The 12939-nt window shown below is 72.6% G+C and carries 12 protein-coding genes; 7 read left to right on the top strand and 5 right to left on the bottom strand.

Translation table 11 applies throughout. The features are described from left to right. Window positions 1-153: 153 nt before the first annotated feature. The 3 genes from ACFZBX_RS29830 to ACFZBX_RS29820 form a co-directional block, all read right to left on the bottom strand. A complete protein-coding gene (locus tag ACFZBX_RS29830; RefSeq protein WP_391536925.1) occupies window positions 154-681 on the bottom strand; it encodes a SixA phosphatase family protein in 528 nt (175 codons plus the stop codon). Window positions 682-791: 110 nt separating this feature from the next. Then, window positions 792-914, bottom strand: coding sequence for an SGM_5486 family transporter-associated protein (locus ACFZBX_RS29825; protein WP_391536924.1), 123 nt, complete (start codon window positions 912-914; stop codon window positions 792-794). Window positions 915-976: 62 nt separating this feature from the next. Continuing rightward, window positions 977-2278, bottom strand: a complete 1302-nt coding sequence (locus tag ACFZBX_RS29820) for a CynX/NimT family MFS transporter (protein ID WP_391536923.1) — start codon at window positions 2276-2278, stop codon at window positions 977-979. 87 nt (window positions 2279-2365) lie between these two features. Between ACFZBX_RS29820 and ACFZBX_RS29815 the strand changes: the two genes are divergently transcribed. From ACFZBX_RS29815 to ACFZBX_RS29800, 4 genes are all read left to right on the top strand, one after another. Further along, a complete protein-coding gene (locus ACFZBX_RS29815) occupies window positions 2366-3040 on the top strand; it encodes a FadR/GntR family transcriptional regulator (protein ID WP_391536922.1) in 675 nt (224 codons plus the stop codon). A 123-nt stretch (window positions 3041-3163) separates the two neighbouring features. Beyond that, window positions 3164-3505, top strand: a complete 342-nt coding sequence (locus ACFZBX_RS29810) for a hypothetical protein (protein ID WP_391536921.1) — start codon at window positions 3164-3166, stop codon at window positions 3503-3505. Window positions 3506-3509: 4 nt separating this feature from the next. Further along, window positions 3510-5660, top strand: a complete 2151-nt coding sequence (locus tag ACFZBX_RS29805; protein ID WP_391536920.1) for a DUF6571 family protein — start codon at window positions 3510-3512, stop codon at window positions 5658-5660. Next, a complete protein-coding gene (locus ACFZBX_RS29800) occupies window positions 5657-6721 on the top strand; it encodes a hypothetical protein (protein ID WP_391536919.1) in 1065 nt (354 codons plus the stop codon). Before ACFZBX_RS29805 ends, ACFZBX_RS29800 begins: the two co-directional genes overlap by 4 nt. A gap of 76 nt (window positions 6722-6797) precedes the next feature. Here ACFZBX_RS29800 and fabI read toward each other — a convergent pair whose 3' ends face one another. Both fabI and fabG read right to left on the bottom strand, forming a co-directional pair. Beyond that, window positions 6798-7565, bottom strand: a complete 768-nt coding sequence (gene fabI / locus ACFZBX_RS29795) for an enoyl-ACP reductase FabI (RefSeq protein ID WP_380753803.1) — start codon at window positions 7563-7565, stop codon at window positions 6798-6800. Between the two features lie 3 nt (window positions 7566-7568). Further along, complete coding sequence (fabG, locus tag ACFZBX_RS29790; protein WP_380753800.1) at window positions 7569-8288, bottom strand: 3-oxoacyl-[acyl-carrier-protein] reductase; 720 nt, start codon at window positions 8286-8288, stop codon at window positions 7569-7571. A gap of 377 nt (window positions 8289-8665) precedes the next feature. Between fabG and ACFZBX_RS29785 the strand changes: the two genes are divergently transcribed. The 3 genes from ACFZBX_RS29785 (at window position 8666) to ACFZBX_RS29775 (ending at window position 12927) form a co-directional block, all read left to right on the top strand. Further along, the gene (locus ACFZBX_RS29785; RefSeq protein WP_391536918.1) at window positions 8666-9811 is read left to right on the top strand and encodes an MBL fold metallo-hydrolase; all 1146 of its coding nucleotides are present in this window, start codon (window positions 8666-8668) and stop codon (window positions 9809-9811) included. A gap of 135 nt (window positions 9812-9946) precedes the next feature. Further along, window positions 9947-11521: a TldD/PmbA family protein gene (locus ACFZBX_RS29780; RefSeq protein ID WP_391536917.1), complete on the top strand. Its 1575-nt coding sequence runs from the start codon at window positions 9947-9949 to the stop codon at window positions 11519-11521. Further along, the gene (locus tag ACFZBX_RS29775) at window positions 11521-12927 is read left to right on the top strand and encodes a metallopeptidase TldD-related protein (RefSeq protein WP_391536916.1); all 1407 of its coding nucleotides are present in this window, start codon (window positions 11521-11523) and stop codon (window positions 12925-12927) included. Before ACFZBX_RS29780 ends, ACFZBX_RS29775 begins: the two co-directional genes overlap by 1 nt. Window positions 12928-12939: the final 12 nt, after the last annotated feature.

Here is a 12939-nt window from a genome sequence, read left to right as displayed (position 1 = left end):
AGACGCTCGGCTGGGAAACCCCAGCCGAGCGCCTGCATAGACTCATCGCGGCCTAGACAACCGACCACGTGTTGCGACAACCGCTAGAAACCACCCTGGTCCGCACGCCCCTCGGTCGTCCGGCCTCGGGTCATCCGCCCGGACCGCGCCCGCTCACTCCGACGGGGTGAAGTACGAGACCAGCTCGGCCACCCCCGGTTCGACGCCCTTCCAGGAGCCGGAGAAGCTGAGCACCGCGATCGCGGCGGTCGGGAAGCCGCCGAGCCGCAGCCGCTCCAGCGCCTCCCGGTCGCCCTCGTCGCCGGCCAGCACCTGGGTCAGGCCGAGCACTCCGGGGTTGTGGCCGACCAGGACCAGGTCGGCGTACTCCTCCGGGGTCTCCTGGAGGACGGTGATGATCTCGCCCGGGGTGGCCTCGTAGACCCGCGGCTCGTAGACGGTCTTGCGCGAGCGCTTCGGCAGCTCGTGCGCGGCGAGCTTCCACGTCTCCCGGGTGCGCAGGGCGTCGGAGCAGAGCACGTAGTCGGGGTTGATGCCGGAGTCGGCGAGCCAGCGGCCGGCCTCCGGGGCCTGGTGGCGGCCCCGGTCGGCCAGCGGCCGCTCGTGGTCGTCGACGCCGTTCGGCCAGTCGGCCTTGGCGTGGCGGAGAACGATGATCCTGCGGGGCGTGTCGGCGCTCATACCCAGCAAGCTTGGCAGAAAAGCCGGCCGGGAGCGCGGTGCTGCCCGATGCCGCCACCCGGAGGGCGGGCGGTGCCGTCGTGCGCGGTTCGCCCGCAGGCGCCCCGCCGTCAGCCCAGGTTCTTGGCGACGCTCGCGACGATGATCAGCAGAACGACGATGCCGCCGATGATCGCGGCGATCTGGCCGAGCTTCTTGTGGCCGTCGGTGGGGTTCGGTTCGAGAACGGGCATGCCCGGATTCTCCCATCCCGAACACGCCCGTCCACCACCGGCCCCGCCGTCCGGCCGCCGCGTCAGGCCACTGCCGCGGCCTGCGCCGGAACGGCCTCGTCCTCGATGTGCCGGGCCCGGGCCGCCCGCAGGCCGAACAGCATCTGCGGCACCAGCAGCAGCGCCAGGAACCCCAGCGGCAGGTACCACTCGCCGGTCGCCTGGTAGAGCCGGCCGATCAGGATCGGCCCCGGGATCGAGATCAGATAGCCGACACCCTGGGCGAAGGCCGACAGCTGGGCCACCCCGCCGGCCGTCCTGGCGCGCAGGCCGATCATGGTCAGCACCAGCGGGAAGGCGCAGTTGGACAGGCCCACCAGGACCGCCCACAGCCACGGCGCGCCGGCCGGGGCGAACGCCAGGCCGAGGTAGCCGGCGATGCCGAAGGAGGCCAGCACCACCACGAACAGCCGCTGGTCGCCGCGGCGGGCGGCCAGGTTGGGCAGCACGAAGGAGACCGGCACGCCGATCACCATGGTCAGCGCCAGCAGCACGCCGGAGGTGCCCTCGGAGACGCCGGCGTCCTGGAAGATCTTCGGCAGCCAGCCCATCACCACGTACGCGCCGGTGGCCTGGCAGCCGAAGAAGCAGGCCAGCGCCCAGGCGGTGCGGCTGCGGGTGATCGGCAGCTTCACCCCGGTGCCCCGGCCCTTCGACGGCCCGCCGGCCTCCTGGCGCCGGGTGAGCAGCGCCGGGATCCAGAGCAGCAGGGCGAGGGCGCCGAGTGCGGCCCACACCCCGAGGCCGACCCGCCAGTCCCCGCCGAGCGCGCTGGTCAGCGGGACGGTGACGGCCGCGGCCAGCGCGGTGCCGGCCGACAGCGCCATCGAGTACAGGCCGATCATCGGCCCGACCTTCTCCGGGAAGTAGCGCTTGATCACCACCGGGATCAGCACATTGGCGACCGCGACGCCGGCCAGCGCCAGCGAGGTCAGCAGCAGGAAGACGGCCGTGTTGCCGGCGAAGGAGCGGGCCAGCACACCCGCGGTGATCGCGCCCATGCCCGCGGCGACCACGGCGACCGGGCCGAGCCGGCGGGCCAGGCCGGGCGCGGCGAAGCCGAACAGGGCGAAACAGAGTGAGGGGACGGCGGTGAGCAGGCCGGCCACCGTCGGGCTCATCCCGAGGTCGGCGCGGACCTGGTCCAGCAGCGGCCCGAGGCTGGTGACCACGGGACGGAGGTTGAAGGCGGCGGCGACGATCGCGACGGCGAACAGCCAGCCGAGGGAGCGGCGGTCGGTCGGGGAGGGCCGCCCGGTCTGCGGCCGGGCCGGCGCCGGGGCGGGGGCGTTGGCGGGATCTGCGGTGTCTGCTGCGGACGACATGCGGGTCATCATAGAATGATGGGATGAATTAGCGCATCCGTGAATTGGCATGATGGCCCGACCCCCGTCCGACCCAAGGAGTCCCCCGTGGCGCTGTCCTCGCCGAGGCGCACCCCGCTGTCCGACCAGGTGATCGCCCAGCTGCGCGCCCAGATCACCTCCGGCGAGTGGGCGGTCGGCTCGCGCATCCCCACCGAGGCCGCCCTCGTCGAACAGCTCGGTGTGGCCAGGAACACGGTGCGCGAGGCCGTCCGCGCGCTCGCCCACAACGGCCTGCTCGACATCCGCCAGGGCTCCGGCACCTACGTCCTGGCCACCAGCGAGCTCGCCGGCGTGATGCACCGCCGCTTCGCCGACGCCGACCGCGCCCAGGTCGCCGAACTGCGGGTCACCCTGGAGACCTCCGCCGCCGGCCTCGCCGCCACCCGCCGCACCGACCGCGACCTCGCCCTCCTCGACGCCGCCCTGGCCCGCCGCGAGGACGCCTGGCGCTCCGGCGACGCCGAGGACTTCGTCCAGGCCGACGCCGCCTTCCACCAGGCCGTCGTCGCCGCCGCCCACAACGACGTCCTCGCCGCCCTCTACGCCGACCTCGGCGAGGTCACCCGCGCCCACCTGCGCCACGACGTCGGCCCCGAACTCATCGCCGAGCGCTACCTCGGCCACGACGAGATCGTCCACGCCATCCGCGCCCGCGACCCCCACCGCGCCTCCCGCGAGGCCGGCCGCGCCATCGGCGCCTGCAACACCCCCGACGCCTGACCCGCCCGGCTCCCGGGCAGAGCCCTCTCGCCTTGCGGGAGGGCGGTTTTGACGTGCTAACGTCCCGTGAAAATTCGCGGGCGGCCTGGATTCGGCCAGGTGTGGGCACAACGGGGAGAAGTGATGGCGGATCCGGACCTGAAGCCGGGCCAGGGGCCGGGTGGCGGGGGGCCGACGAAGGTGTCGACGCAGGCTCTCGACAAGGCGGCCACCGCGCTCGACGGCATCGCCACTGACAGCACCGCGGCCGGGAAGGTCGCCGACGAGTCGACGGAGGCGGCGGCCGGGAAGCTGAGCGGCTGGGACACCGCGACGGCGCTGCGCGGGGCGCTCAAGGAGTGGCACGAGCAGGTGTCGCAGCTCAACGGCCGGATCAACCAGGAGGCCGGGATGATGCGCCAGACCCACACCAACTACCTGAACGTCGAGCACGGCATCGCCACGTCGTTCACCGGGAAGGCGTGAGCGCATGAGCCTGCTCGGTTTCGAGGACGTCATGAAGGCCGACCCGTCGGCGATGGCCAAGGCCGCCGCCGACTGGACGGAGATGGCCCGCAAGTACCAGCTGGTCCAGCACCGGCTGGAGAACGAGGTGCTCTCGGTCACCGGCAACCAGGGCCTGTGGCTGGGCTCCACCGCGTTCGCCGCCAACGCCCACGTCGACCGGACCCGCCAACAGAGCATCGACGCGCAGACCGAGGCCAAGGCCGTCGCGTCGATCATCACCGACGCCAGGAGCGACTTCGAGGCGGCGCAGAAGAAGCTGAAGCAGGCCGTCGCGGACGCCCAGGCCGACGGCATGAAGGTGACCGGCACCGGCGCCGTGATGTTCGACGTCGCCGCGCTCGACCCGGCCACCCGCTCCGCCTACCACCACGAGCCGGACTACCAGCGCGAGCGCGGCGAGGCCGCCGGCAAGTGGGCGCAGAAGATCAAGGTCTGCGTGGAGGAGGCGACCGCCGCCGACCAGCGGGCCGCCCTCCAGCTGCGCCGCGCCGCCAAGGTCGGCGACCTGGTGAACGAGTTCAACGGCCAGGCCGTCGGCGGCGGCGACCAGGCCGACGGCAGGCGGGCCGCCGAACTCGCCTCCCGGCTCAAGGACGGCAAGACCCTCACGCCGGAGGAGCTCGCCGAGCTCAACAACCTGATGAAGGCCAACTCCGGCAGCCCGGTCTACGGCCAGACCCTGCTCAACGCGCTCGGCCCGCAGGGCACCCTGCTGCTCGCCGACGAGCTCCAGGTCCGGATCAACGACCGGGACGGCAGGAACAAGGGCGAGTACGGCGAGCTGCAGACCAACCTCGCCAACACCATCGGCGGCGCCACCCGGGACACCGACGGCAAGTTCTACCAGGACTTCCGCAAGGGCCTCCAGGAAGCCGGCGTCAAGAACATCAACGAGCGCCACTTCGGCGGCAGGAGCGAGCCGATCTACGGCTACCAGACGCTCACCACCCTGCTGCAGAAGGGCAACGCCGGCTACGGTCCGCAGTTCCTGAACGACCTCGGCACCGACATCCTCAAGGCCGAGCGGAACGACAGGAACCGCTGGTCCTCGCACCAGTTCAACGGCCCGCGCCCGGACCTGGTGTACGACCCCGTGGACGGCGTGCTCAAGCTGATGGGCCAGAACCCGGAGGCCGCCACCCGGTTCCTCGACCCCAAGGGGCCGGGGGCCGACGACCGCCTCAAGTACCTGCTGCGCGACCGCGAGTGGCCCACGACGTACGTCAACACCCTGTACGGCCCGCCGATGATCGACAAGTCCACCCACCAGGCCGGCCTCGCCGCCGCCCTGGAGGCCGCCGCCACCGGCGACGTCCCCGGCGAGGGCAGCCACAACGGCGGCCCGCACACCCCGGCGCAGGCACGGGTCATGCAGGGCGTGATCGACGCGCTGGACGGGGGCGGCAAGGGCGCGGACGACATCCACGACGACCTGAAGACGCCGCTCGCCAACGCCCTGTCGGACTACGTCGACGACACGCACCAGATACTCAGCCAGCACCACACCAACGCGAACCACAGCGGGGTCTGGGAGGAGAACGGCGAGGGTCACCTCGGTGGCACCGCCGATCACCTGATCCGTGTCATGCGCGGCGTCTCCGACGAGCCCGAGGCCTATGCCACGCTCTACAACGCCGAACGGGCCAAGGCTGCCGAGACTCTCACGGCCATTCCGGCAGGCCAGCAGGGGGCGGCCTGGAACGTCGGCGCGGCCCTCGGCGCCTACGACGCCATCCGGTCGGACGTCATCCTGGACGAGAAGGACGACCGGATGGAGTGGGCCGAGAAGACCGGCGAGTTCGCCTCGTCGGTGAACGGCACCGTGACCGGGTTCATCCCGGAAGTCGGGGATGTCGCTGGCGCTCTCGTCGACGCCGGCATCAGCGGCTGGGTGGAGGACGTGAAGAAGGAGGCTCAGGCCGCAGGCAACACCGAGAACTCCGACAGGCATTTCGCCGCCCTGACTCAGAGCCAGGTGATGGCCGGCGAGTGGGGCCGGAGGAACCACCTGAGCACCGAGCAGACCGAGGCGCTGTCCCAGGCGTTGGGAACGGGGCACAACAACGGCCTCAACGACGCGTCGATCGCCCTCGGACGGAACGGCCAGCAGTGAAGCCCTCCCGACGCGCCTGGGCGATCGTCGCGGGCGTCCTCGTCCTCGCTCTGGGCGCGGGCGGTTACGTGTCCTGGCAGTACCCCAACCTGTTCCTCCCGGACCGGCTCTGTGACGGCGCCGTCGCCGCCGAGGACGCCGAACGGGTCCTCGGCAGCGGCAGGATCGTGGTTGCCGACAGCGACGTGTCGACCAACCGCAACGACCCGGACGCGTATTGCGCGATCAGCCTCAAGCGCGGCGGCAAGTACGTCGCCGAGATCCACTTGCGCACCAGGCGCGCTGCGCTCTTCGAGCCTTCCCTGCGCGCCGATCCCGCGATGTCACAGCCCGACCGGGGGCCTGTCGGCGCGTTCGGCAACTCCCGTGGCTGGCTGCTGATGGCGCCGGGCTGCCGACTGGACCCCAAGGACGCGGACCACTACCCGAAGCGGGACGCCGATGCGGTCGCCGTCGACGTGGTCCGCGACAACGAGCCCGACCCGTACCGCTTCGCCCACGCGGACAGGACCGCGTCGCCCGAGGCGCGGCAGGATCTGGCCCGGCTGGCCGCCGACTTCGGGGCGGCGGTCGCCCGCCGCTCCGGCTGCGGATCGGCAGAGGTCCCCGATGTCCACCTGACCGCCGGCGAGCAGATCGGGCTGCCCGTCAACGACGGGCGGCTCTGCGGGGTTCCGGGCGCCACTTCCGGCGACAGGCTCCAACCCGAGCTCCGCCAGGACATCAGCGGCGCTTCGGCTCCCGTCCAGTCCTGCTGGATCTACGACAACAACCGGTCGACACCGATCTACCGGTTCACCGGCACTCTCGACACCCGCTATCCGAATTTCGCCGTCCTCAGCACCGGCAGCGAGCCGCTGGGTCCATTGCCGAGCGGCTGGCGGGGAACCGGCAAGGACAATCTCGTGGTTGCTCCATGCGGCTCCGGCAGTCTCACGCTCGAGGCCTTCCGGTCCTCGAGCAACGAGCGGAAGGTGCCGGCCACCGAGTCCCCCGCCTTCCGCACCTGGGCCAACGCGATGGCCGCCAAGTACGGCTGCGAGCCGGTCGCCCCGAAGTAGCCCCGCACGGAACGCCGCTGCCCGGCACCCCCTCCAGAGGAAGAGGGGTGCCGGGCAGCGGCGTGTGCGGGAGGCGTCAGGCGCCGATGGCGTGCAGGCCGCCGTCGACGTGGACGATCTCGCCGGTGGTCTTCGGGAACCAGTCCGACAGCAGGGCGACGACGCCGCGGCCGGCCGGCTCCGGGTCGCTCAGGTCCCACTTCAGCGGGGAGCGGGTGTCCCAGGTGGCGGCCAGGTCGGGGAAGCCCGGGATGGACTTGGCGGCCATCGAGGCGAGCGGGCCGGCCGAGACCAGGTTGCAGCGGATGTCCCGCTCGCCCAGGTAGCGCGCCAGGTAGCGGTTGGTGGACTCCAGGGCGGCCTTCGCCGGGCCCATCCAGTCGTACTGCGGCCAGGCGAACTGCGCGTCGAAGGTGAGGCCGACGACCGCGCCGCCGTCGCGCATCAGCGGCAGCAGCGCCATGGTCAGCGACTTCAGCGAGTACGCCGAGACGTGCATGGCGGTGGCCACGGACTCCCACGGCGTGTTCAGGAAGTTGCCGCCCAGGGCGTCCTGCGGGGCGAAGCCGATCGAGTGGACGACACCGTCCAGGCTCGGCAGGTGCTCGCGCACCTTGTCGGCGATGCCGGCCAGCTGCTCCTCGCTGGAGACGTCCAGCTCCAGGACCTGGACCGGGTTCGGCAGCTTCTTGGCGATGCGCTCGGTCAGGCTCGGCCGCGGGAAGGCGGTCAGGATGACCTCGGCGCCCTGCTCCTGGGCCAGCTTGGCGGTGTGGAAGGCGATGGAGGACTCCATCAGCACACCGGTGATCAGGATGCGCTTGCCCTCAAGAATTCCGCTCATGACTCAGTGACCCATGCCCAATCCGCCGTCGACGGGAATGACGGCTCCGGTGATGTACGCGGCCTCGTCCGAACCGAGGAACCGCACGGTGGAAGCGACCTCGGCGGGCGCCGCGTAACGGCCCAGCGGCACGTCGGCGACGATCTCCGCGCGGCGCTCCTCGCTGAGCACCGCGGTCATGTCGGTGTCCACGAAGCCGGGGGCGACCACGTTGACGGTGATGTTGCGCGGGCCCAGCTCGCGGGCCAGCGACCGGGCGAAGCCGACCAGGCCCGCCTTGGACGCGGCGTAGTTGGCCTGGCCCGGGGAGCCGGAGAGGCCGACGACCGAGGAGATCAGCACGATCCGGCCCTTGCGGGCGCGCATCATCAGCTTGGACGCGCGCTTCACCACACGGAAGGTGCCGGTGAGGTTGGTGTCCAGCACGGACGTGAAGGCCTCCTCCGACATCCGCAGCAGCAGGGTGTCGTTGGTGATCCCGGCGTTGGCGACCAGCACCTCGACGGCGCCGTGCGCGGCCTCGACCTCGGTCAGCGCGGCGTCCACCTGGGCGCTGTCGGTGATGTCGCAGCGCACCGCGAGGACGTCGTACTTGGCCAGCTGCTCGGGCACCTCACCCGACCGGCTGGTGATGGCGACCTTGTCGCCCGCCTCGGCGAAGGCCTGGGCGATCGCGAGGCCGATGCCCCGGTTGCCTCCGGTGACGAGAACCGAGCGGCTCAACGATCCACCTCTCTCCGTTGTGTGCGCACGCCGTGATGCCCGCGTACCACTCCGTGATGTCGACGTACGTCGTAACGATGTACGCGGTGTGACGCTATCGGTCGTTCCGGCGCCGCGGCGAATCGGGCTCCCACAGCGCCGCAGCGGAGGAACTGTGGGTACCCGACAATCCGCGTCCGGCCGGTTTTCGCGCGATTCGCCCACCGCCCCACGCCGGGTTGTCGTTTCCGATGAGCGGCCCGTCCGGGGAACCCGGCGGCGGGGCACGCCCGTTGTGCCCCCTGGTGCGGCACGACGGCCGGGGCCGCCGCACCGGGGCCGACGACGGCCCGCAGCCGGACACCGGGCCCCGGTGACGAGCGGAGGCGAAGCGCGCAATGAGCGAGGCACGGGCCGGGACCACCCAACGGCGCGGACGACTGGCGGCCCTGGCCGCACTGGCGGCCGGCGCGGGAGCGGTCGCCTGGGCGCTGCGCGACCTCCCGGCGGCGTTCGGACGCCGGCCGGACGGCGAGCGGGAGGAGCGGCTGCGCAACTCCCCGCAGTACCGCGACGGCGTCTTCCACAACGCGCCCTCCAAGCTGGCCCGGGCGGCCGCGCCGTCCGGCATCGACCCGGAGACGGTGCGCCGGGTGCTGTTCCAGCGCGCCGACCGCATGCCGAACGGCCCGGTGCCGGTTGTCCGCCCGCCCGACGGCGCCGCCGCGGCTGCCGGGGGCGTGGCGGTCACCTGGTACGGGCACGCCTCGGCGCTGGTCGAGATCGAGGGTTCGCGGGTGCTGCTCGACCCGGTCTGGAGCGAGCGCTGCTCCCCCGCCGCCCAGCTCGGCCCGCGCCGGCTGCACCCGGTGCCGGTGGAGCTGGAGGAGCTGCCGCAGGTGGACGCGGTGCTCATCTCGCACGACCACTACGACCACCTGGACATGGCGACGGTCCGGCGGCTGGTGCGCAGCCAGTCCGCGCCGTTCGCGGTGCCGCTCGGCATCGGCGCCCACCTGCGCCGCTGGGGCGTGCCCGAGCACCGGATCATCGAGCTGGACTGGGAGGAGACCTGCACGCTCGGCGACCTGGTGCTCACCCTGACCGCCGCCCACCACTTCTCCGGCCGCGGCCTGACCCGCAACACCACCCTGTGGGGCTCCTGGGTGGTCGCCGGGCCGCGTCGCAAGGTCTACTACACCGGCGACTCCGGCTACTTCGAGGGCTACGCCCGGATCGGTGCCGAGCACGGCCCGTTCGACGCCGCGCTGGTCCAGGTCGGCGCCTACGACCCGGCGTGGGCGGACATCCACATGACGCCCGAGGACGCCGTCCTCGCCCACCGGGAGCTGAACGCCGAACTGCTGCTGCCGGTCCACTGGTGCACCTTCAACCTGGGCCTGCACCGGTGGTCCGAGCCGGTCGAGCGGCTGCTGGTGGCGGCGAAGGAGCACGGCGTGCGGCTGGCCGTCCCGCGCCCCGGCGAGCGGGTGGACGTCGACAACCCGCCGGAGCTGGACGGCTGGTGGGAGGGCGTCGGATAGCCGGCCGGCCGCCGCACCGGAAATGCGCTGGCCGAAACCCCTTTGACGGGTAATGATGCGGTTCGGGAACCCTTGTGGCGACACCTGTACCACCCGGGGCGCCCGAGCCGCCGTCCGCCCGACCAGGGAGCCCGATTGCCTCCGCTGCCCCCGACCAGCACGCCCCCCGCCGGCGCCCCGCGCGCCGTCGACCCGCTCTTTCTCGCCTACCCGCTGCACGCGCTGGCCGACGCCGCCCTCACCCGGGCCCGCGAACTCGGCGCCGCGCACGCCGACTTCCGTCTGGAGCGGGTCCGCAGCGCCTCCTGGCGGCTGCGCGACGCCCGCCCCTCCGGCACCTCCGACAGCGTGCAGCTCGGCTTCGCCGTCCGGGTGCTGCTGGACGGCGCCTGGGGCTTCGCCGCCGGAGTGGACCTCACCCCGCAGGCCGCCGCGGCGGTGGCGACGCAGGCCGTCGCGGTGGCCCGGCTGTCCGGCGGGATCAGCCGCGCGGCGGGCTCGGCGGAGCGGGTCGAGCTGGCCGGCGAGCCGGTGCACCGGGACGCCACCTGGATCTCCGCGTACGAGGTGAACCCCTTCGAGGTGCCGGACGCCGAGAAGACGGCGCTGCTCGCCGAGTGGAGCGGCCGGCTGCTGGCCGCCGAGGGCGTCTCGCACGTCCAGGCGACCCTGCTGACCGTCCAGGAGAACAAGTTCTACGCGGACACCGCCGGCACCGTCACCACCCAGCAGCGGATCCGGCTGCACCCGGTGCTGGAGGCCACCTCGGTGGACGGGCGCACCGGCGCCTTCGACTCGATGCGCACCCTGGCGCCGCCGGCCGGGCGCGGCTGGGAGTACCTGACGGGCACCGGAGCCGGCAGCGGCTGGGACTGGGACGCCGAGCTCACCGAACTGCCCGCCCTGCTGGCCGAGAAGATGAGGGCGCCGAGCGTCGAGGCCGGCCGCTACGACCTGGTGATCGACCCGTCCAACCTCTGGCTGACCATCCACGAGTCGATCGGCCACGCCACCGAGCTGGACCGCGCGCTCGGCTACGAGGCCGCCTACGCCGGCACCTCCTTCGCCACCTTCGACAAGCTGGGCTCGCTGAAGTACGGCTCCGAGCTGATGCACGTCACCGGCGACCGCACCGCCGAGCACGGCCTGTCCACCGTCGGCTACGACGACGAGGGGGTGGCCGCGCAGTCCTGGGACCTCGTCAAGGACGGCATCCTGGTCGGCTACCAGCTCGACCGCGCGATGGCGGGGCTCAAGGGCTTCGAGCGTTCCAACGGCTGCGCCTTCGCCGACTCCCCCGCGCACGTCCCGGTGCAGCGGATGGCCAATGTCTCGCTCCAGCCGGCCGAGGGCGGCCCGTCCACCGAGGGGCTGTTCGCGGGCGTCGAGAACGGCCTCTACATCGTCGGAGACCGTTCGTGGTCGATCGATATGCAGAGGTACAACTTCCAGTTCACCGGGCAGCGCGCCTACGCCATCCGGAACGGCGAACTCGCCGGCCAGGTCAAGGACTTCGCCTACCAGGCGACCACCACCGACTTCTGGGGCTCGATGACCGCCGTCGGCGGCCCGCAGACCTATGTGCTGGGCGGCGCGTTCAACTGCGGCAAGGCGCAGCCCGGCCAGGTCGCCGCGGTCAGCCACGGCTGCCCCTCGGCACTGTTCCGCAACGTCAACGTGCTCAACACCCAGCAGGAGGCGGGTCACTGATGACCGCGACGACGCAGCCCCACGAACTCGTCGAGCTGGCGCTCGGCCTCTCCCGCGCCGACGGCTGCGTGGTGATCGCCGACGAGGAGTCGACCGCCAACCTCCGGTGGGCCGGCAACGCGCTCACCACCAACGGCGTCACCCGGGGCCGTCGGCTCACCGTGATCGCCACGGTGGCCGGCGCCGAGGGCACCGCCTCCGGCGTGGTCTCCCGCGAGGCCGTCGGGCCGGACGACGTGGCGGAGCTGGTCCGCGCCGCCGAGGAGGCCGCCCGTGCGGCCGGTCCGGCCGAGGACGCGCAGCCGCTGGTCACCGCCGCCGAGCAGCCGGACTCGCCGCACTTCACCCAGCCGCCCGCGGAGACCTCGATCGCCGTGTTCGAGGAGTTCGGACCGGCCCTCGGCCGGGCCTTCGCCCGCGCCGCCGAGCAGGGCGAGCTGCTGTACGGCTTCGCCCGGCACGAGATGGTCACCAGCTACCTGGGCACCTCCACCGGCCTGCGGCTGCGCCACGACCAGCCGACCGGCATGGTCGAGCTGAACGCCAAGACCGCCGACCTGTCCGGCTCGGCCTGGACCGGCGCCGCCACCCAGGACTTCTCCGACGTCGACGTCACCGCCCTGCACGCCGAGGCCACCCGGCGGCTCGGCTGGGGCAGGCGCCGGATCGACCTGCCGGCCGGGCGCTACGAGACGCTGCTGCCGCCGTCGGCCGTCGCCGACCTCATGGTGTACCTGACCTGGTCGGCCGGCGGGCGGGACGCCTTCGAGGGGCGGACGGTGTTCTCCAGGCCCGGAGGGGGTACCCGGATCGGCGACAAGCTGGCCGGACTGCCGCTGACGCTGCGCTCCGACCCACGGGAGCCGGGCCTGGAGTCCGCGCCGTTCGTGCTGGCGCACGCCAGCGAGGACGAGGCCTCGGTGTTCGACAACGGCCTGCCGCTGGCCGCCACCGACTGGATCCGCGACGGCGAGCTGTCCGCCCTGGTCACCAACCGGCACTCGGCCGCCCTGGGCGGGCTGCCGGTGCGCCCGGCGGTCGACAACCTCGTCCTGGAGACCGCCGACCAGGAGGCGGCGCCGACCCTGGAGGAGATGATCGCCCGGACCGAGCGCGGTCTGCTGCTCACCTGCCTCTGGTACATCCGCGAGGTGGACCCGGCGCGCCTGCTGCTGACCGGCCTCACCCGGGACGGCGTCTACCTGGTGGAGAACGGCGAGGTGGTCGGGGCGGTCAACAACTTCCGCTTCAACGAGTCGCCGGTGGATCTGCTCGACCGGATCACCGAGGTCGGCCGCACCGAGCGCTGCCTGCCGCGCGAGTGGAGCGACTGGTTCACCCGGACGGCCATGCCGCCGGTCCGGGTCCCGGGGTTCAACATGAGTTCGGTCAGCCAGGCCTCCTAGCCGGGGCCGTGG

This window comes from Kitasatospora sp. NPDC008115 (assembly GCF_042957205.1).
In the GTDB taxonomy this organism is placed as follows: Bacteria; Actinomycetota; Actinomycetes; order Streptomycetales; family Streptomycetaceae; genus Kitasatospora.
This window is presented reverse-complemented; position numbering and strand designations above follow the sequence as displayed.